The organism is Citrobacter sp. BIDMC107 (assembly GCF_001037575.1).
Taxonomy (GTDB): Bacteria; Pseudomonadota; Gammaproteobacteria; order Enterobacterales; family Enterobacteriaceae; genus Citrobacter; species Citrobacter freundii.
On sequence record NZ_KQ089848.1, the window covers coordinates 1,152,803 to 1,173,391 of the forward strand.

General features: G+C 54.3%; 17 protein-coding genes and 1 other annotated feature. Of the genes, 7 read left to right on the forward strand and 10 right to left on the reverse strand.

From position 1 onward, the window contains the following. Positions 1-95: 95 nt before the first annotated feature. The 3 genes from copA to ybaK all read left to right on the forward strand — a co-directional run bounded on the left by copA (position 96) and on the right by ybaK (position 4,173). Positions 96-2,597 carry a copper-exporting P-type ATPase CopA gene (gene copA, locus SK39_RS05485; protein WP_048216752.1) on the forward strand — a complete coding sequence of 834 codons (2,502 nt, stop codon included), beginning with the start codon at positions 96-98 and terminating at the stop codon, positions 2,595-2,597. A gap of 100 nt (positions 2,598-2,697) precedes the next feature. Further along, positions 2,698-3,492 carry a TraB/GumN family protein gene (locus SK39_RS05490; protein ID WP_046669821.1) on the forward strand — a complete coding sequence of 265 codons (795 nt, stop codon included), beginning with the start codon at positions 2,698-2,700 and terminating at the stop codon, positions 3,490-3,492. Positions 3,493-3,693: 201 nt separating this feature from the next. Next, the gene (gene ybaK / locus SK39_RS05495) at positions 3,694-4,173 is read left to right on the forward strand and encodes a Cys-tRNA(Pro)/Cys-tRNA(Cys) deacylase YbaK (RefSeq protein ID WP_003021794.1); all 480 of its coding nucleotides are present in this window, start codon (positions 3,694-3,696) and stop codon (positions 4,171-4,173) included. Positions 4,174-4,280: 107 nt separating this feature from the next. Here ybaK and ushA read toward each other — a convergent pair whose 3' ends face one another. Beyond that, complete coding sequence (gene ushA / locus SK39_RS05500) at positions 4,281-5,933, reverse strand: bifunctional UDP-sugar hydrolase/5'-nucleotidase UshA (RefSeq protein WP_044699384.1); 1,653 nt, start codon at positions 5,931-5,933, stop codon at positions 4,281-4,283. 174 nt (positions 5,934-6,107) lie between these two features. Here ushA and fsr point away from each other — a divergent pair, with 174 nt between their 5' ends. Both fsr and ybaL read left to right on the forward strand, forming a co-directional pair. Continuing rightward, on the forward strand, positions 6,108-7,328 hold the full coding sequence (gene fsr, locus SK39_RS05505; RefSeq protein WP_003021788.1) for a fosmidomycin MFS transporter: 1,221 nt from the start codon (positions 6,108-6,110) through the stop codon (positions 7,326-7,328). Between the two features lie 225 nt (positions 7,329-7,553). Then, the gene (gene ybaL, locus SK39_RS05510; RefSeq protein WP_003835904.1) at positions 7,554-9,233 is read left to right on the forward strand and encodes a YbaL family putative K(+) efflux transporter; all 1,680 of its coding nucleotides are present in this window, start codon (positions 7,554-7,556) and stop codon (positions 9,231-9,233) included. A gap of 91 nt (positions 9,234-9,324) precedes the next feature. Here ybaL and gsk read toward each other — a convergent pair whose 3' ends face one another. Further along, a complete protein-coding gene (gsk, locus tag SK39_RS05515) occupies positions 9,325-10,629 on the reverse strand; it encodes an inosine/guanosine kinase (protein ID WP_003021781.1) in 1,305 nt (434 codons plus the stop codon). A 152-nt stretch (positions 10,630-10,781) separates the two neighbouring features. Here gsk and aes point away from each other — a divergent pair, with 152 nt between their 5' ends. Beyond that, positions 10,782-11,741, forward strand: coding sequence for an acetyl esterase (gene aes / locus SK39_RS05520; RefSeq protein WP_048216753.1), 960 nt, complete (start codon positions 10,782-10,784; stop codon positions 11,739-11,741). Here the strand turns inward: aes and hemH are convergent. The 8 genes from hemH to SK39_RS05560 form a co-directional block, all read right to left on the reverse strand. Continuing rightward, positions 11,738-12,700 carry a ferrochelatase gene (gene hemH, locus SK39_RS05525; RefSeq protein ID WP_003021775.1) on the reverse strand — a complete coding sequence of 321 codons (963 nt, stop codon included), beginning with the start codon at positions 12,698-12,700 and terminating at the stop codon, positions 11,738-11,740. The genes aes and hemH overlap by 4 nt on opposite strands. Positions 12,701-12,863: 163 nt before the next feature. Further along, positions 12,864-13,508, reverse strand: coding sequence for an adenylate kinase (adk, locus tag SK39_RS05530; protein WP_003021773.1), 645 nt, complete (start codon positions 13,506-13,508; stop codon positions 12,864-12,866). A 232-nt stretch (positions 13,509-13,740) separates the two neighbouring features. Beyond that, a complete protein-coding gene (gene htpG / locus SK39_RS05535; protein WP_003021770.1) occupies positions 13,741-15,615 on the reverse strand; it encodes a molecular chaperone HtpG in 1,875 nt (624 codons plus the stop codon). Positions 15,616-15,725: 110 nt separating this feature from the next. After that, positions 15,726-16,331, reverse strand: coding sequence for a recombination mediator RecR (recR, locus tag SK39_RS05540; protein ID WP_003021767.1), 606 nt, complete (start codon positions 16,329-16,331; stop codon positions 15,726-15,728). After that, complete coding sequence (locus SK39_RS05545) at positions 16,331-16,660, reverse strand: YbaB/EbfC family nucleoid-associated protein (RefSeq protein ID WP_003021764.1); 330 nt, start codon at positions 16,658-16,660, stop codon at positions 16,331-16,333. The genes recR and SK39_RS05545 overlap by 1 nt, the downstream gene beginning before the upstream one ends. Before the next feature lie 57 nt (positions 16,661-16,717). After that, positions 16,718-18,649: a DNA polymerase III subunit gamma/tau gene (gene dnaX, locus SK39_RS05550; protein ID WP_048216754.1), complete on the reverse strand. Its 1,932-nt coding sequence runs from the start codon at positions 18,647-18,649 to the stop codon at positions 16,718-16,720. Next, positions 17,321-17,385 (reverse strand) — a sequence feature (DnaX frameshifting element). (Overlaps the previous gene by 65 nt.) Before the next feature lie 210 nt (positions 18,650-18,859). Continuing rightward, a complete protein-coding gene (gene apt / locus SK39_RS05555) occupies positions 18,860-19,411 on the reverse strand; it encodes an adenine phosphoribosyltransferase (protein WP_003021759.1) in 552 nt (183 codons plus the stop codon). Between the two features lie 193 nt (positions 19,412-19,604). Continuing rightward, on the reverse strand, positions 19,605-19,982 hold the full coding sequence (locus tag SK39_RS05560; protein WP_003847534.1) for a DUF454 family protein: 378 nt from the start codon (positions 19,980-19,982) through the stop codon (positions 19,605-19,607). Positions 19,983-20,051: 69 nt separating this feature from the next. Between SK39_RS05560 and priC the strand changes: the two genes are divergently transcribed. After that, positions 20,052-20,579 carry a primosomal replication protein N'' gene (gene priC / locus SK39_RS05565; RefSeq protein ID WP_003021753.1) on the forward strand — a complete coding sequence of 176 codons (528 nt, stop codon included), beginning with the start codon at positions 20,052-20,054 and terminating at the stop codon, positions 20,577-20,579. The last annotated feature ends 10 nt before the right edge of the window (positions 20,580-20,589 follow it).

Here is a 20,589-nt window from a genome sequence, read left to right on the forward strand (position 1 = left end):
TTTTTCATCTTTTCTAAAAACACCCTTGACCTTCCCCTTGCTGGAAGGTTTAACCTTTATCACAGTCAGTTAAACCTGCAATGAAGGAGTTGGTTATGTCTCAAACAATCGATCTAACCCTGGACGGTTTGTCCTGTGGTCACTGCGTAAAACGCGTTAAAGAAAGTCTGGAACAACGTCCGGATGTTGAGCAAGCGGATGTTACCGTGACAGAGGCCCATGTTACCGGGAGCGCCAGCGCAGAAGCGCTGATTGAAACCATCAAACAAGCCGGTTACGGCGCGGAGTTAAGCCACCCAAAGGCTAAACCGCTGACGGAGTCATCAATCCCGTCGGAAGCACTGGCAGCGGTCCCTTCCGAGCTTCCGGCAGCTACGGCTGATGATGACAGCCAACAGTTGCTGTTAAACGGCATGAGCTGCGCCAGTTGTGTGACCCGTGTACAAAATGCATTGCAAAGCGTACCGGGTGTCACCCAGGCACGGGTAAACCTGGCGGAACGCACTGCGCTGGTAATGGGCAGTGCCTCCGCCGCAGATTTAGTGCAGGCGGTAGAAAAAGCAGGCTACGGCGCAGAAGCCATTGAAGATGATGCTAAGCGCCGCGAGCGTCAGCAAGAAACCGCCGTGGCAACCATGAAACGTTTTCGCTGGCAGGCAGCCGTCGCGCTGCTGCTGGGTATCCCTGTCATGGTATTGGGAATGATTGGCGACAACATGATGGTGAGCGATGACAACCGCAGCCTGTGGCTGGCGATTGGTCTGGCAACGCTTGCGGTGATGGTTTTCGCGGGCGGTCACTTTTACCGCAATGCGTGGAAAAGCCTGATGAACGGCACCGCGACTATGGATACGTTGGTCGCGCTGGGTACAGGGGTGGCATGGCTCTATTCCATGAGCGTCAACCTCTGGCCGCAATGGTTCCCGATGGAAGCGCGACACCTCTATTATGAAGCCAGCGCCATGATTATTGGTCTGATTAACCTAGGACACATGCTGGAAGCGCGGGCTCGCCAGCGCTCGTCCAAAGCGCTGGAAAAACTGCTTGATTTGACGCCACCGACCGCACGCGTCGTTACTGACGAAGGTGAAAAGAACGTGCCGCTGGCAGACGTTCAGGCGGGAATGTTGTTGCGCCTGACCACCGGCGACCGCGTGCCAGTCGATGGAGAAATTACGCAGGGCGAAGCCTGGCTAGATGAAGCGATGCTGACCGGTGAGCCGATTCCGCAGCAAAAAGGTGAAGGCGATAGCGTCCACGCCGGTACGGTCGTACAGGACGGCAGCGTGCTGTTCCGCGCCAGCGCCGTTGGCAGCCACACCACGCTGTCACGCATTATTCGTATGGTGCGTCAAGCGCAAAGCAGCAAACCGGAAATTGGCAAACTGGCCGACCGTATCTCCTCGGTGTTCGTTCCGGTCGTGGTCGCCATTGCGCTGGTCAGTGCGGCTATCTGGTATTTCTTTGGACCAGCACCGCAGATTGTCTATACGCTGGTCATTGCCACCACCGTTCTGATTATCGCCTGCCCTTGTGCGCTGGGTCTGGCAACGCCGATGTCGATTATTTCCGGCGTGGGGCGTGCCGCTGAGTTTGGGGTACTGGTACGCGATGCCGATGCGCTGCAGCGCGCCAGCACGCTCGATACTCTCGTCTTTGATAAGACCGGGACGCTGACTGAAGGCAAACCGCAGGTTGTCGCCATCAAAACGTTTGGCAACACCGATGAAGCGCGGGCAATTCGTCTGGCTGCCGCCCTTGAACAGGGTTCCAGCCACCCGCTGGCCAGGGCGATTCTGGACAAAGCAGGCGATGTCTCGCTGCCGCAGGTCAACGGTTTCCGTACGCTGCGCGGGTTAGGCGTCAGCGGAGAGACCGAAGGTCATACGTTGCTGCTGGGAAATCAGGCTCTGCTCAATGAACAGCAGGTTGATACCACTGAAATGGAAGCTGAAATCACCGCTCAGGCTTCCCAGGGTTCAACTCCGGTCCTGTTGGCGATTGATGGTAAAGCGGCGGCGCTGTTAGCGGTTCGTGATCCACTGCGTAGCGACAGCGTGGCAGCGCTCCAGCGCCTGCACCGCGCCGGGTATCGTCTGGTGATGCTGACCGGCGACAACCCAACGACCGCCAACGCCATCGCCAAAGAGGCGGGTATTGACGAGGTGATTGCGGGCGTTCTGCCGGACGGTAAGGCCGAGGCGATCAAGCGTCTGCAGAGCCAGGGGCGTCAGGTCGCCATGGTCGGTGACGGTATCAACGATGCACCTGCGCTGGCTCAGGCCGATGTAGGGATCGCCATGGGTGGCGGCAGCGATGTGGCGATTGAAACAGCCGCGATTACGCTGATGCGTCATAGCCTGATGGGCGTTGCGGATGCGCTGTCTATCTCCCGGGCAACGCTACGCAATATGAAACAGAACCTGCTCGGCGCGTTTATCTACAACAGCATCGGCATCCCGGTTGCCGCTGGGATCCTGTGGCCGTTCACCGGCACGCTGCTCAACCCGGTAGTCGCCGGGGCGGCGATGGCGCTTTCTTCCATTACCGTGGTGAGCAACGCGAACCGACTGCTGCGCTTCAAACCTAAAGAGTAACCCTTTGCCGGATGGCGCTATCAACTGCGCCATCCGGCAATTCACACATTGCGACTTTTCCGGCCACGCGCTAGCATGGTTCTCCACTTAGGGAGGTCGTATGGATTTGTTATACCGGGTAAAAGCATTATGGTCTGCACTGCGCGGCAACCACTATACCTGGCCTGCCATCGACATCTCTTTGCCCGGCAACCGCCATTTTCATCTGATTGGCAGCATTCACATGGGCAGCCGCGATATGGCGCCTCTGCCTGCCAAATTACTCAAAAAGCTCAAGCATGCCGATGCGCTGATTGTCGAAGCGGATGTTTCCGGTGACGACGCGCCGTTTGCCAACCTTCCGACCTATGCTGCACTCGAAGAACGTCTCAGCCCGGAGCAGTTAGAAAACCTGCGTAAAGTCACCAACGAACTGGGCATTTCCCCATCCCTGTTATCTACTCAGCCGTTGTGGCAAATTGCCATGGTATTACAGGCAACGCAGGCACAGCAGCTAGGGCTGCGAGCGGAATACGGGATTGATTATCAACTGTTGAATGCGGCTAAACAGGCGCATAAACCGATAATCGAACTGGAAGGCGCATCCAGTCAAATCGAGCTGTTATGTCAGTTGCCTGATAACGGACTGGCCCTGTTGGACGATACTCTGACGCATTGGCATACCAATGCCAGACTGCTCCAGCAGATGATGGGCTGGTGGCTTGAAACGCCACCGCACAATAGCGAACTGACGCTTCCCAATACCTTTAGCCAGTCGTTGTATGACGTATTGATGCATCAACGCAACACAGCCTGGCGCGATCGGCTCAGAGCGATGCCTGCTGGTCACTACGTCGTGGCCGTTGGCGCACTGCATTTATACGGAGAAGGAAATTTGCCGGAGATGTTACGGTAAAAAAAATGGCCAATATCTCTATTGGCCCGTCAAAGAGGAATTTCATCATTATTATGATCCCGGCGCTTAAAGCGTCGGTGTAGTTCGATTGTCGCTCAAAGTCATCATCCTGCCAATACTATTGCGCAAGATGGTACTATTTTTTAGACAGACATCAGGCGTATGCTTGAGTCGTATTTTGTCTGGGCCAGGAAAATTGCTATGACACCCGCCGTTAAATTACTCGAAAAAAACAAAATTTCTTTCCAGATCCACACCTACGATCACGATCCGTCCGAGACGAACTTTGGTGATGAAGTGGTGCGAAAGTTAGGTCTGAACGCGGACCAGGTTTACAAAACGCTGCTGGTTGCCGTGAATGGCGACATGAAGCATCTGGCGGTCGCCGTCACACCGGTAGCAGGTCAACTGGATCTCAAAAAGGTTGCCAAAGCATTGGGTGCCAAAAAGGTCGATATGGCCGATCCCATGGTCGCGCAACGCACTACCGGCTATCTGGTAGGCGGTATTAGCCCGCTGGGGCAGAAAAAAAGATTGCCGACGCTTATCGATGCGCCTGCTCAAACGTTTGACACCATTTATGTTTCCGGCGGCAAACGCGGGCTGGATATCGAACTGGCAGCGAGCGATCTGGCGAAAATTCTGGATGCGAAATTCGCCGATATCGCCCGCCGGGATTAAGCGGTTATAGAATGAATGCCTGATGGCGCGCAGCTTTAAGGCCTACAAATCGCACTGACCTGTAGGCCGGATAAGGTGCCAGCACCGCCATCCGGCACTCCGCTCTGTTACTGCCAGCTCACCTCACCCTTCGGCTCATACGCACTGGCATCCAGCGGTGAGTTCTTCTGCACGTACTCTTTCAGCACTTCCGCATCAATAAACCCGGTATTCACATAGCCTGGTTTATTATCAATGCGCGGATAGCCATCACCGCCGGTGGCGTTGAAGCTCAGCGTTGCCATACGATAGGTTTTGGCTGGGTCAACAGGTTCGCCTTTGATTTTCAAATCGTTAAGTTTGCCGTCTTTCGCTACAAAGCTGACGTTGGCAAACTGCGGGTAGGCTCCGGAGTCCGGCTTCATTTGCGCCACCGCGGTCAGATAATCAATCACTTCTTTCCCGCTCATATCGGCATACACCACGATGTTGCCAAACGGCTGTACCTTCAGCACGCTCTTATAGGTGATATCGCCACCTTCGATGGAGTCACGGATACCGCCGCCGCTCATCACGCCAAAATCAGCGCTGGTTCGCGCCATTTGCGCAGCCAGCAGCAAGTGCCCCATATTGGTTTGCACGAAACGGACTTTGCTACGGTCGCCTTCGAGGCGCGCATTGACGCTACCGATTTTCACGTCGAGCTGCGCTTTACCTTTATTCTGGAACGGCGTCAGCAGCGAAAGCATTTGCTGATTTTCAACAATCTCCGGGGTGTAGAGTACGCGCTCACTTTTACCGTTGTCCCAGGTCACTTTTTTCTTCAGATTAACGGGAATGAGCTGGTAGTTAACCATTTTCATTTCGCCGTTACGGAACTCAAAGTCCGCCCGGCCCACGTATTTTCCCCACTCGTGTGCCTGTACAATCCAGATCCCATTTTGCTTATCTGGCGCACACGGCGTACCCGGTACGTAATCAACCTGCTTCTTATTTTCCGCAGCCATACACACCGGATCCTGCGAGTGGCCACCGACAATCATCGCCAGCGAACCTGCTGGCAAGCTGCGCGCCATTTCGACATCGCCAGGGGCGTTCGAGCCGTGGTTGCCGTTGTCATAATGTCCCATATGGGTGGTCGCGATAATGATGTCTGGCTTTTCACCCATATTCAGTTCCTGAATAACCAGTTTGGCTTCATCAGCAGGTTTACGGAATTCGATATCGGTAAAGAACTCAGGGTTGCCAATTTTCGCCGTATCGTCAGTGGTTAAACCAAGTACGGCAATTTTTAAATCCTGGCGCTTAAAGATGGCCCACGGCTTAAATAAACGCTCGCCGGTGCTTTTCTGATAAATGTTGGCCGAGAGAAACGGAAATTTGGACCATTTTTCCTGCTGGCGCAATACGCTAAGCGGATTATCAAACTCGTGGTTTCCGACCGCCATCGCATCATAGCCAATCAGGTTCATCCCGCGAAAATCAGGTTCCGCATCCTGCAGATCGGACTCCGGTACGCCGGTATTAATATCACCACCAGAAAGCAGCAGTACGCTGCCCCCTTCCTCAGCCACCTCTTTACGAATACCGTCCACCAGCGTTTTTTGCGCCGCCAGTCCGTATTCCCCATATTCGCTACGCCAGAAGTGACCGTGATGATCGTTGGTATGCAGAATGGTAATTTTGTAGGTTTTATCTTTTTCGTACGCTTGCGCTGGCTGACCTGCCAGCGTAAATGCGGCTAATAACGCCAGCGCCACGCCCCGTTTTAAAAACTTCATATTTCTCTCCCTGAGCCAAAATCAACGACTGAAATTACAATGATATGAAATAATAGTCGAAAATGTTTTCAGAAATGAGACTTCCTTCAAACACCTTCCGCAGGTATGTTAGTCAGGTAATAATAACAAATTAGATTACCCTCATAATCGCAACCCAAACAGAAGTGACTTTCTATGGCAATAAGTGAACCAACCCAGCCTGTGGCTGGCGCGTCAGCGTCGGTTGCTAAAGCACGCACCTCATTTGGCATTTTAGGAGCGATCAGCCTCTCCCATTTGCTAAACGATATGATTCAGTCGCTGATCCTGGCGATTTATCCGCTATTGCAGTCAGAGTTCTCGCTGACGTTTATGCAGATCGGGATGATCACCCTAACCTTCCAGTTAGCTTCTTCGCTGCTGCAACCGGTGGTGGGTTACTGGACGGACAAATACCCGATGCCGTGGTCGCTGCCCATAGGAATGTGCTTCACGCTGAGCGGGCTTGTTTTGCTGGCCATGGCCGGCAGCTTCCATATGGTGCTGCTCGCCGCGGCGCTGGTTGGCACCGGCTCTTCGGTATTTCACCCGGAATCGTCCCGTGTGGCGCGTATGGCCTCCGGCGGTCGCCACGGCCTTGCCCAATCGATTTTCCAGGTTGGCGGCAACTTCGGCAGCTCACTGGGACCGTTGCTGGCGGCTGTCATCATCGCGCCATATGGTAAGGGTAATGTGGCCTGGTTTGTTCTGGCTGCGCTATTAGCGATTGTCGTCCTGGCACAAATCAGCCGTTGGTATGCCGCGCAGCATCGGATGAGTAAAGGAAAGCCGAAGGTCGCTATCGTTAATCCGTTGCCGCGTAATAAAGTGGTGCTGGCGGTAAGCATCCTGCTGGTACTGATTTTCTCCAAATACTTCTATATGGCGAGCATCAGCAGCTATTACACCTTTTATCTGATGCAAAAATTCGGATTATCGGTACAAAACGCCCAGTTTCACCTGTTTGCCTTCCTGTTTGCCGTCGCGGCCGGGACGGTGATTGGCGGACCATTAGGCGATAAAATTGGCAGAAAATATGTTATTTGGGGGTCTATCCTCGGCGTTGCGCCATTTACCCTCGTTTTACCCTACGCAACGCTGGAATGGACCGGGATTTTAACCGTGATCATTGGTTTTATCCTCGCATCGGCGTTTTCTGCCATTCTGGTTTACGCACAGGAGTTGCTTCCTGGACGTATCGGCATGGTTTCTGGGTTATTTTTCGGTTTTGCCTTCGGCATGGGTGGCTTGGGAGCCGCGGTGTTAGGGCTGATTGCCGACCATACCAGTATCGATTTGGTCTACAAAATATGTGCTTTCCTGCCACTTCTGGGGATACTGACCATATTCTTACCTGATAACCGACATAAAGCCTGATTTTCTGACGGCCAAAGGTAAACTTTGGTCGTCATCACTTACAGTGACCATCAGCGTTTGCCTCAAACATCCCCTCGTAGTTTTCCGATCCGTGCTTTTTTTCCTTTAAAATCCTGTTTTCTTCAAAATTCAATAATTATTCATAAACATAAACATTAAAATTGTCATAAACTATTACTCGCAGTTTGGGTTTTTAGGATCATCACAGCAACCAAAGGAGACGGAATGCATCACGCCACCCCGCTTATCACCACCATTGTCGGCGGCCTTGTACTCGCTTTTATATTAGGCATGATTGCCAATAAACTACGTATTTCTCCTCTGGTGGGATATCTGTTAGCGGGCGTTCTGGCCGGTCCATTTACACCTGGTTTTGTTGCTGATACTAAGCTCGCGCCTGAACTGGCCGAGCTTGGCGTTATTCTGCTGATGTTCGGCGTCGGGCTGCACTTTTCCCTGAAGGATTTGATGGCGGTAAAGTCAATCGCCATTCCCGGCGCGATTGCCCAGATAGCAGTGGCAACGCTGCTGGGTATGGCGCTTTCAGCTGTATTAGGCTGGTCGCTGATGGTGGGGATCGTGTTTGGTCTGTGTCTTTCAACCGCCAGCACCGTGGTGCTACTGCGTGCGCTTGAAGAACGACAGCTCATTGACAGCCAGCGCGGGCAAATTGCCATTGGCTGGCTGATTGTCGAAGATCTGATGATGGTACTGACGCTGGTTCTCCTGCCAGCCGTCGCCGGAATGTTGGAAAAAGAAGATGTCGGCTTCGCTTCTCTGGCTGTCGATATGGGCATTACCATCGGTAAGGTGGTGGCGTTTATCGCGATTATGATGCTGGTGGGTCGTCGCCTGGTACCGTGGATTATGGCCCGCAGCGCCGCAACCGGTTCACGCGAACTGTTTACCCTCTCAGTCCTCGCCCTCGCCTTAGGTATCGCCTTCGGCGCAGTAGAGCTGTTCGATGTCTCCTTTGCACTGGGCGCGTTCTTCGCCGGTATGGTGCTGAATGAATCTGAGCTGAGCCACCGTGCGGCGCATGACACCCTGCCGCTGCGCGATGCGTTCGCCGTGCTGTTCTTCGTTTCCGTCGGAATGCTGTTCGATCCGTTAGTCCTGATCCAGCAGCCGTTGGCAGTACTGGGCACGCTGGCGATTATCATCTTTGGTAAATCCCTTGCCGCCTATTTCCTGGTGCGCATGTTTGGTCACTCTCAACGCACGGCGCTCACCATTGCCACCAGTCTGGCGCAGATTGGTGAATTTGCCTTTATCCTGGCGGGTCTGGGAATGGCGTTAAACCTGCTGCCGCAGGCCGGACAGAATCTGGTGCTGGCAGGGGCAATCCTGTCCATAATGCTCAACCCGGTGCTGTTCGCGGTGTTAGAAAAATATCTCGCCAAAACAGAAACGCTGGAAGAGCAGACTCTGGAAGAGGCTATCGAAGAAGAGAAGCAAATTCCGGTGGATATCTGCAATCACGCCCTGCTGGTTGGCTTTGGTCGCGTCGGCAGCCTGCTGGGTGAGAAATTGATGGCTGCCGGGATCCCGCTGGTGGTTATCGAAACCTCACGTACCCGGGTGGATGAACTGCGCGAGCGTGGGATCCGCGCGGTGCTGGGAAATGCCGCTAACGAAGAGATCATGAATCTGGCGCATCTGGATTGCGCACGCTGGCTGTTGCTAACCATTCCGAATGGCTATGAAGCGGGTGAAATTGTCGCTTCCGCTCGTGAGAAGTGCCCGTCGATTGAGATTATCGCCCGCGCACATTATGACGATGAGGTGGAATATATTACTGAGCGCGGAGCCAATCAGGTCGTCATGGGCGAGCGTGAAATCGCCCGTACCATGCTGGAGCTAATTGAAACGCCGCCTGCCGGTGAAGTTGCTACCGCCAGTTAATGTTACGTGCCGGATGGCGGCGTAAAACGCCTTATCCGGCCTGCTATTGCTACGCGTAGGCCCGATAAGCGTAGCGCCATCGGGCAAGAACTCAGCGATCCCAGTACGACTCTTCAAGACTGTCTTCACGTTCCGGCAAACCGCGCGTCAGGCGCGGTGAATGCTGGTTCAGCACCTGGTAACTCACGCGGTTAGCATATTTACACACCTGGGCTAGAGACGAATAGGTCAGCCAGGTGAACTTGTGCTTGCTGGAGTTAGGCACGTTACTGCGGTGATAGCTGTTGGCGGTAATATCATGCAGCAATGCCGCCAGCGCGCCGTCGCCAGCACCGTTGGTATTCATTATCTTTTCTGGCCCGCCCATATATGGCGCGATGTGCGAATACACGCGCAGCGGATTGGTACAGTCTTTATGGCGCATGGCGCGGCTGAATTCGTACTGATTGAATTCGGCAATCGCTCCAGGCAGCAGCGGATGCTGGGTTTTACGTTTGACTTCTTCTTCCGTAAAGCCCGCCATATACAGACCCGCCGGACCCGCAGTGCACAGCACCAGATCCACCCAGTCCAGCGCCTTGTCAGACGCCAGCAGCGGATCGTTCTCGCCGGTCAGCGCTTCAGCCTCTTCTTCATTCATCGCCAGAATAGAGACATGCTCTTTGAGGAATGCCTGCCACCATTGCGGGTTATCGGCAATGACGAATTTGGTGCCCAGCGTCAGTACCACCGGCACATTGTGTTTTTTAGCGTATTCAATCGCCTTCATGGTCGCTTCCGGCATCGGCTCGCCCGGCTCGCAGCGCACCAGATAGGACGTCAGCACCAACGCGGACGCTCCGGCAATTACCGATTCAGGGATGCTATCCGCCCGTAGCTTATTCATATGCCCAGGGCTGATTGCGAAGGTACGCTCTCCGGATTCACCAATCAGCGTAAAGCAACGACCAATCGGTCCATTAACGCCTTGCAGGTAGTTCAGATCGGTACGGCTGGAGGTATTGCATAAATAGCGGTACGCATAGCTGCCAATCTCGATATTGCTGCACATCACGCCCAGCAGCACCGAGCGGTCATCCGCCAGCACGGAGTAGTTGTGCATCGTGTTACCGATCGTACCGCCCGCAAACTGATGGGTGATCAAATTTTCACGCACCAGTTCCTGATAGAGCGCTTCTGCGACATCATCGGCAATCACCAGAGAATGCCCGGCGCTTAATCCATAACGTTTTACAAAGTCATCATCCACTTTGGCTTCAATATCCACCAACGTCTGGTCGATACCCACCACCCAGGCTGCGCTGGTTTCATTTTCTGGCTGAATTTGTTGCAACAACGGATCGCGCGCGCTGACGGGAAAATAGTGTTTGGATTTACGTTTACCGGGAAATTTCATGGTCGATTTTACGGGTGGTTAACTGAGCGATGCATGGTAGCACATTCCCTGCTGCGCATGCGATGCGACGCTGAGTTTCAATATCGGACGGTGAGATCGCAGTTTATCCGGGATTAATTTCTACAATAACTCACCTTCACAAGGAGCGTTTTATGAAGCCGGAAAACAAAATCCCCGTACTCGACAAAATTTCGGATGAAATGAAAAGCGTGGTGAATTTTCATCGCGACGATTTGCCGCCGTGGCCCGCTGCCGATGACTTCGTGGCCCAGCGCCAACACTACATTCATGAGCGGCGACTGTGGAATGCCGATGCCCCGCAGATGCATACCCGAGAATGCGTGATTTCTACCGCGTGCGGCCCCGTTGCCACACGCATCTACGCTCCGCAGCCCCAAAGCCAGGCCACGCTGTATTACCTGCACGGCGGCGGTTTTATTCTCGGTAATCTGGATACCCATGACCGTATTATGCGTTTACTTGCGCATTACACCCAGTGCACGGTGATCGGCATCGACTATTCGCTGGCGCCGGAGGCCCGCTACCCACAAGCCATCGAAGAGATCGTCGCCGTCTGCCAGTACTATCATCAACATGCTGGCGACTATTCCCTCAATATCAATACGATTGGTTTTGCGGGCGATTCCGCCGGAGCCATGCTGGCGCTTGCCAGCGCGCTGTGGCTGCGGGATAAACGCATTGCCTGCGGCAAGGTGGCTGGCGTGCTGTTGTGGTATGGGCTTTACGGGCTACAGGATTCACTGAGCCGACGGCTGATGGGCGGAGCGTGGGATGGGTTAACCCGCGAGGACTTGCAGATGTATGAAAACGCGTACCTACGTAGCGCTGACGATCGCGAGTCACCGTACTATTGCCTGTTTAATAACGACCTGACGCGTGACGTGCCGCCGTGTTTTATCGCCGGCGCGGAGTTCGATCCACTGATTGACGATAGCCGCTTATTATTCCACACGTTACAGGCGCATCAGCAGCCCTGCCAGTACAAAATGTATCCCGGTACGCTGCACGCCTTCCTGCACTATTCGCGGGTGATGAAAACCGCCGATGAAGCTCTGCAGGACGGCGCGCGTTTCTTTAAGCAACAGCTTTAGCGGTAGGCGGCGGTCAGTTTAACCATCATTTCGATATGTTCCGGTGTGGCATTCAACGCCGGAATATACTCATATTGCTTACCGCCAGCCTCAAGGAAAATCTCCCGGTTTTGCACCGCTATCTCTTCCAGCGTTTCGAGGCAATCAGCCGCGAAGCCCGGACACATAACCTGGATATGTCGGGTTCCTTTCTCCGCCAGCATTTTTAACGTTTCGTCGGTATACGGCGTCAGCCAGGGTTCGCGGCCAAAGCGAGACTGGAAGGTCATCATGACTTTTTCCGGCGGCAGACCAAGTGCTGAAACCAGCTCACGCGTCGTATCGCGACAGCGCTGCGGGTAGTCATCGCCTTCATCGGCGTAGCGCTGCGGAATGCCGTGGTAGGAGAGCAGCAGTAAATCAGGTTCGCCATGTTGAGCGAATGAATCCCGGGCACTCTTGGCCAGCGCATCAATGTAGCTGCTGTCATCGGCGTAATCACGAATAAAAGAGACGCCGGGAATACCGCGTTTACGCGCTAAGATGCGCGCTAGCTCGTCCCAGACTGCTGCAACCGTCGAACAGGAATATTGCGGGTACAGCGGTAACACCACCATGTGTTCCACTCCGCTTGCCAACAGTTCATCGACCGCGCTTTCGAGCGATGGCGAACCGTAGCTCATCCCCAGCGCGACAGGGGTATCAGGCAGACGTTGTGCCAGCGCCTGCTGTTGCGCCTTGCTGTAGACCATCAGCGGGGAACCGTCTTCCATCCAGATTGACTGGTACAGCTTTGCCACACGCGGCGCTCGCAGCGGCAAAATCACACCGCGCAGCAGCGGCCACCACAGTGCAGGGGACGTATCAACTACGCGTGGATCGCTTAAAAACTGGCGCAGGTAGCGCTTAACGGCTTCGGGAGTTGGGGCATCGGGAGTGCCGAGGTTTGCCAGCAGGATACCGGTTTTCGTCTGACGCATTACCGCCTCTTATCGATTCAAATTGTTGATAATTGTAGCGGAAAAGCGGTAAAGAAGAACTAATTGCTGTGAAAGGTAAGACGAGAATTTGCCTGATGGCGATGCGCTTATCAGGCCTACGAGATAATGGCAGACCTGATAAGAGGTTTATTACGCGAAAAAATTAGCCGAGGATTTTTTCCAGCGCTGCGCGCACGTCAGCAACTGCCTGAGTGCCATCAACTTTCGCGTATTTGGTGTTACCCGCCTGCGCTTCTTTAGAGTAGTAGCCAATCAGCGGTGCGGTCATCTGATGGTATTCCACCAGGCGCTTACGTACGGTCTCTTCCTGATCGTCTTTACGGGTGGTCAGCTCTTCGCCGGTCACGTCGTCTTTGCCTTCAACCTTAGGCGGGTTGAATTTGATGTGGTAAACGCGGCCAGAAGCAGCGTGTACGCGGCGACCGACGATACGGTCAACGATCAGTTCGTCAGGTACGTCAAACTCCAGAACGTAGTCCACGTTGATGCCCGCTTCTTTCATGGCGTCTGCCTGCGGAATAGTACGCGGGAAGCCATCAAGCAGGAAACCATTACGGCAGTCTTCCTGAGCAATACGCTCTTTTACCAGCGCGATCACCAGCTCATCAGTCACCAGCTTACCGGCGTCCATGATGTCTTTCGCTTGTTTGCCCAGCTCGGAGCCAGATTTCACGGCGGCACGCAGCATATCACCGGTGGAGATTTGCGGAATACCATACTTCTCCATGATGAACTGAGCCTGAGTTCCTTTACCCGCGCCCGGAGCGCCAAGCAGAATGATACGCATTACGAAAATCCCCTTAAAGGTTGTCGATATTTTTTAAAAAGCGCTAAACGATACCACCATCACGCAATTGGCTCAAGGAAGGTAGTCTGCGCTGAAACGGTTAATGGCGGGAAAATTGAAAATAAGGAAAGAAATTGCCGGATGGCGGTGTAAACACCTTATCCGGCCTACGATCAAAAAGATGTTGTAGGCCGGATAAGCGTTAGCGCCATCCGGCATTACATTACAGGTATCAGGATACCAGCAACTGGTTCATACGACGAATGAACTGGTTCGGGTCTTCCAGCGTGCCGCGCTCGGCAAACAGCGCCTGATCCAGCAGCAGCTCAACCCACTCTTTGAACTGTGCTTCGTCCTGAGTATCCGCCGTGCGTTTTACCAGCACGTGGTCCGGGTTCAGTTCAAAGATATATTTCACTTCCGGTACGGCCTGGCCCGCAGCGGCAAACAGTTTCGCCATCTGGGTGCTCATTTCATCCGCATCGGTGGTAACGATGGCTGGCGTGTCGGTCAGACGGTGAGTCAGACGCACTTCTTTCACGCGGTCACCCAACAGGGTTTTCACACGCTCAACGAACGGCGTCAGCGCTTTTTCCGCTTCTTTTGCCGATTCGTCAACTTCATCCGCCAGCTTGTCGATGGACTCGTCAGCTTTAGCAACGGACTGGAATGCCTTACCGTCGAACTCGGTCAGGTAGTTCATCATCCACTCATCGATGCGGTCAGAAAGCAGCAGCACTTCGATGCCTTTCTTACGCAGCAGTTCCAGGTGCGGGCTGCTCTTCGCCGCCGCATAGCTGTCTGCAGTGATGTAGTAGATTTTCTCCTGCCCTTCTTTCATTCGCGACACGTAATCTTCCAGCGACACGGTTTGCGCGGAGGAGTCAGTGTGCGTAGACGCGAAGCGCATCAGTTTAGCGATCGTTTCCTGGTTGGCGTGGTCTTCCGCCGGGCCTTCTTTCAGCACCAGGCCGAACTGCTTCCAGAAGGTCTGGTATTTTTCCGCGTCGTCTTTCGCCAGTTTTTCCAGCATCTGCAGTACGCGTTTGGTCAGCGCGCTGCGCAGGTTACGAGTGACGGTGCTGTCCTGCAGGATCTCGCGAGAAACGTTCAGCGGCAGATCGTTAGAATCTATCAGACCGCGGACAAAGCGCAGGTAGTTCGGCATGAACTGCTCGGCATCGTCCATGATGAAGACACGCTGGACGTACAGTTTCAGACCATGCTTGTGATCGCGGTTCCACATATCCCACGGCGCCTGCGACGGGATATACAGCAGGCTGGTGTACTCCTGCTTACCTTCCACACGGTTGTGGCTCCAGGTCAGCGGGTCAGTGAAGTCGTGGGCGATGTGCTTGTAGAATTCGTTGTACTCGTCGTCTTTGATTTCCGACTTGTTACGCGTCCACAGCGCCTGTGCCTTGTTGATTTTTTCCCAGGAAACCACGGTCTCGCCGTCTTTCTCTTCGGATTTTTCGATCTCTACCGGCAGCGCAATATGGTCGGAATATTTGCTGATGATGGAACGTACGCGCCAGTCATCGAGGAACTCGTCTTCGCCTTCACGCAGATGCAGAGTAATTTCGGTACCACGGTCTTCTTTGGTAATATCAGCAACGGTGTACTCACCCTCGCCCGCGGACTCCCAGAAAACGCCGTTTTCCGGCTTATCACCCGCAGCACGGGTACGCACGGTGACTTTGTCCGCCACGATGAAGGCAGAGTAGAAACCAACCCCGAACTGACCAATCAACTGGCTGTCTTTCGCCTGATCGGAGCCCATGGATTCGAGGAAAGATTTGGTGCCGGATTTCGCAATGGTCCCCAGATGATCGATAACGTCATCACGATTCATCCCCACGCCGTTATCGGCAATGGTCAACGTACGCTTATCTTTATCGAAGGAAACACGCACACGCAGCTCACCGTCACCTTCATACAGGTCCGGGTTAGACAGTGCGCGGAAACGCAGCTTGTCTGCCGCATCCGAGGCGTTAGAGATAAGCTCACGCAGGAAGATTTCTTTATTGGAATACAGAGAATGGATCATCAGGTGCAGAAGCTGTTTTACTTCTGACTGAAAACCACGAGTTTCTTGTCCTTTCATGTAGATCTACCTCAACAATGCCATATTCAATGGTAAAAACACGTTGAGGGTGAAATGGGGACAAGCGGGAAGGATTTCAAGCGGAAGCCGCCGTCGCGGCCTCCGTTTGTTCAGAATTTAATCTTGTGTCGTCCTGCCAGAGAGTGCGACAGCGTGGTGCCATCGACCATTTCCAGCTCGCCGCCTACCGGAACGCCATGGGCGATACGGCTGGCTTCAACGCCATATTGCATGCAAAGCTCAGCAATATAGTTGGCGGTCGCCTCTCCTTCGACCGTGGGATTGGTCGCCAGAATCAGTTCGTTGATTTGCTCAGACGCCAGTCGCTGTTCAAGACGATCCAGCCCGATATCATCAGGCCCGATACCGTCCAGCGGCGACAGGTGTCCCATCAGCACGAAGTAACGTCCGGAAAATTGCCCGGTTTGCTCAATGGCGTAGATGTCCGCCGGACTCTCCACCACGCAAATCTGACCGTTTTCCTGGCGACGCGGGTTCGAACAGATGTTGCAGACGTCCTGCTCTGTGAAGGTGCGGCAATCGGCACAGTGGCCGATTTCCGACATCGCCTTCGTTAACGCCTGCGCCAGACGCATCCCGCCGCTGCGATCGCGCTGAAGCAGCGTGAACGCCATGCGCTGCGCCGACTTCGGGCCAACGCCCGGCAGACAGCGCAGTGCTTCCATAAGCTGAGTTAACAGCGGGCTGGTTTGCATCAGAACGGCATCTTAAAGCCAGGCGGCAGCTGCATTCCGGAAGAAACAGAGGCCATCTTCTCTTTCTGCGTCTCTTCAATGCGACGCGCCGCGTCGTTGAATGCCGCAGCAACCAGGTCTTCCAGCATCTCTTTGTCGTCTTCCAGCAGGCTTGGATCGATCTCCACGCGACGGCAGTTATGCGCGCCGTTGATGGTCACTTTTACCAGACCCGCGCCAGATTCGCCGGTCACTTCCAGCTTGGCGACTTCTTCCTGCATCTGCTGCATTTTTTCTTGCATCTGCTGGGCCTGTTTCATCAGGTTACCCAGACCGCCTTTACCAAACATAGGCTTCTCTCTCAATCACGTTAAGGGATGACGACCGTCAAACCATTAGGCTGACGATCAAATGGGGCGAATACTCTCTTCGTCCAGCTCCGCATCGAAAAAACGACGCAGCGTCTGGATGTTATTATCCGCAATAATCGACTCACGCGCCTGCGCGAGCTTCTCTTCATAAATGGCCTGACGCCACTCCAGCGGCGTGCGCACCGCAGGATTATCATCTTCAACGATGGTCAATTCAACCGTTGACCCCGTTAAGGAACTCAGTGCTTCGGCCAGTTTTTGCTGCGCGCCGCTGGAATTAAGGTGTCGCTGCGTGGAACGCAGGTGCAGGCAAACCACGTTGCCATTCTCTTCTTTCCAGGCATTAAGCGCCACCTGCTCCACCAGTTTAGGCAGCGAGAGCTGGCTCACCTGGGCAGCCCACGGGTCGCGTTCAATGGCTTCAGCCGCAAGCTTTGCCGCCAGTTCCGGCGTTTTTTCATGCTCAAGCGCTTTTTTCAGCGCTTTCGGCGTGGCGACGACTTCTTTGACTTCTGCAACAGGATTGGTCGCTTTCCAGCGATACGCTTCTTTCTTCGCCGGTGCTTTTTCCAGCGCAGAGACTGCCGGACGCGCCTGAACACGTTCCGACACCGAAGCCAGTCTTTCCAGCGCAGCATTATTCACCGGCCGCGCGCGGGAAGCGGCTGCCGGTTCACTCTTTTTTGCTTTGGTTGCTCCCTGAGCACGTTGCAGTTGACTGCGCGCCGCCAGCACCTGACTGGTGGCATCGGAAAGCGGCACATTCTGTTGCTGTTGCGCTGGCGCAGGTTGCTGCTGTGGCACCTGCGTCGGGGTCATTACCGCTGTGGGTGCGACCGGGGCAAACGACTGGCGCGGGACTTCAGGTTCCGGGAGTGGCATGCGCGGATGAAAAGCCAGCGCACGCAGCAGCGTCATTTCGACGCCCATTCGCCTGTCCGGCGCATACGGCAGTTCTTTGCGCCCGATTAACAGGGTCTGGTAGTAAAGCTGCACATCGGTAGGCGGTACAATTCGCGCCAGTTCACGCATACGCTGTTCAATGGCGGCCATATCGCTACCGAGCGCAGCAGGTGAAAGCTGAACCATGGCAATACGATGCAGCAAAGCCGACATCTCAACCAGCAGCGCTTCCCATTCGATACCACGCGCGGCAGCGTCGTTCACCAGCGTCATCACGCGTTCGCCGTCCGCAGCCACAACCGCTTCAACAAGCGAGAGCGCCTGGTCGTCGTCCAGCGTGCCGAGCATGGTGCTGACCGCGTCGGTCGAGACCTGACCATCGCCGCTGGCAATCGCCTGATCGGTCAGGCTTAGCGCATCGCGCAGGCTGCCGTCCGCGGCGCGAGCCAGCAGTTGCAGCGCACGCGGTTCATGGGCGATATGCTCTTCTTTGAGAATATGCTCAAGCTGATAGCGAATCTGTTCGACATCCAGCGCTTTAAGATGGAATTGCAGACAGCGCGACAGGATGGTCACCGGCAGCTTCTGCGGATCGGTGGTCGCCAGCAGGAATTTGACGTGCGCGGGCGGCTCTTCGAGCGTTTTCAGCAAGGCGTTAAAACTGTGGCGCGACAGCATGTGCACTTCGTCGATCAAATAGACCTTAAAGCGCCCGCGCGCGGGCGCATACTGAACGTTATCCAGCAGATCGCGAGTATCTTCGACTTTAGTGCGTGAGGCGGCATCGATTTCAATCAAATCGACAAAACGCCCCTGCTCAATTTCCCGGCAGTTATCGCACACGCCGCACGGCGTAGCGGTGATGCCAGTTTCACAGTTTAATCCCTTCGCCAGCAAGCGGGCGATAGAGGTTTTTCCGACGCCACGGGTACCGGAAAACAAATAAGCATGATGAATACGCCCTAACGACAAGCCGTTCGCCAGTGCCGTCAGCACATGTTCCTGGCCGACGACGTCAGCAAAGGTTTGTGGGCGCCATTTTCGGGCTAAGACCTGATAACTCATTGGCAGGCTCTGAAAGGCTGGAGGGTGGATTCACAGGAGGGTAATGCTAACACAACCTCGCAGCAACGGCGAGGTTGACACGTTATATTCGGGCGTTATCGTTGCAGTCAGTTTGGTTTCGGGCAGCGCACAGAAACCGGAGCGTACACGCAGTACGTGAGGATTTCGAGCACTGACCGGGGCCAAAATGGCAAAAAAGATAGCCCTAAATTAGTGGCCCGGGAATGGAACCAGGCTATAACAGGTCAGCCCCTGCTTTTCCAGACGCTGCTCGCCGCCCAGATCAAACAGGTTAATGATAAAGGCAGCATCGGTCACTTCGCCACCCAGGCGGCGGATCAGCTTCACGGTCGCTTCAATCGTGCCGCCAGTTGCCAGAAGATCGTCCACAACCAGGACTTTATCACCCGGTTTGATGGCATCAACGTGGATTTCCAGCTGATCGGTGCCGTACTCCAGCTCATAGGTCTCAGCAATAACTTCACGCGGAAGCTTACGCGGTTTGCGTACCGGAACAAAGCCGACGCCCAGCCCCAACGCTACCGGCGCGCCAAACAGGAAGCCACGCGCTTCGGTGCCAACCACTTTAGTGATCCCCGCATTTTTGTAGCGCTCAACCAGCAATTCAATGCTGAGGGCGTAGGCTTTCGGATCTTCCAGTAAACTGGTGACATCACGGAAAAGAATGCCCGGTTTTGGGTAGTCGTGGATGCTTTTGATGCTATTTTTGAGAAACTCAAGCTGCTGTGCAGTCGCGGTCATAAGTTTGTGCCTGATTAATACAGTATTACTTCACGGCGCACTATACACTTCATCCTCGACGTATCTTGAATGATTTTGTGTCTATATTAGGGCCAAGGTTACACTTGGTTAACCTTTGACCATCTGCGCCTGTGCTCGAAAACGGTCGAATTTACTGGCTGCGAGAGACAATTGCAACAGCGATTATTGCGCTTTACTGCTTTTGTTGTTTTTCATCAATCACCGGGATCCGCCACATAAAAATCAGTAAACAGGCGAGAATAACCAGCAGCAGGCCGCGTACCCACATCATATTGACCAGCCAGAGGGAAATAGCAAACGTCACCAGAATCAACAAAATAGCGCGCGGTTTTGCTCCCGGCGGCATCGCGCGATGTTTTTGCCAGTGACGCAGATACCCGCCGAACCACGAACGGTAAAGCAACCAGTCGTGAAAACGCGGCGATGAGCGGGCAAAACACCAGGCGGCCAGCAGTATAAACGGCGTCGTCGGCAACAGAGGCAATACTACGCCCAGCGTACCTAGCACTACCGCTATCCAGCCAATGATGATTAGAATAATGCGTTGCATAATATCAGTACTTAGCACAGAGAATCGCTACTTTAGCATAACAGTTCTCATTTTCATCGGAGTGTTGTTGTGAAAACCGCCATGCTGTTACAGACGCTCGAAAACCAGCTTAACCGCCTGCGACAGCGTTGTGCTCCGCTGGCGCACCACACAACGCTTAGCGCCCGCTTTGACAGGCATCTGTTTCACACGCGCAGCACATTGCTGCAGGCCTGCCTGGATGAAGCTGACGATAATCTTACTGCCCTACGTCGCGCCGTTGAGCAGCAACAACTACCACAAATCACCTGGCTTGCGGAACACCTTGCCTCACAGTTAGAGGCGATTTCACGTGAAACTGCCAGTTGGTCGCTACGCGAGTGGGACAGCGCATCTCCAGGTCTGGCGCGCTGGCAGCGCAAGCGGGTCCAACATCAGGAGTTTGAACGCCGTCTGGTTGAAATGACGCGTGAACGCAAAGAGCGTCTGGCTCAGGCTACCGGCTTTGCAGAACAGCAAAAACTTCATCGTGAAGTAGAAGCATTCGAGGCGCGACTGGCGCGCTGCCGTCATGCTCTGGCAAGAATAGAAAACGTGTTGGCGCGTTTAACCCGTTAATCCCCGGAGA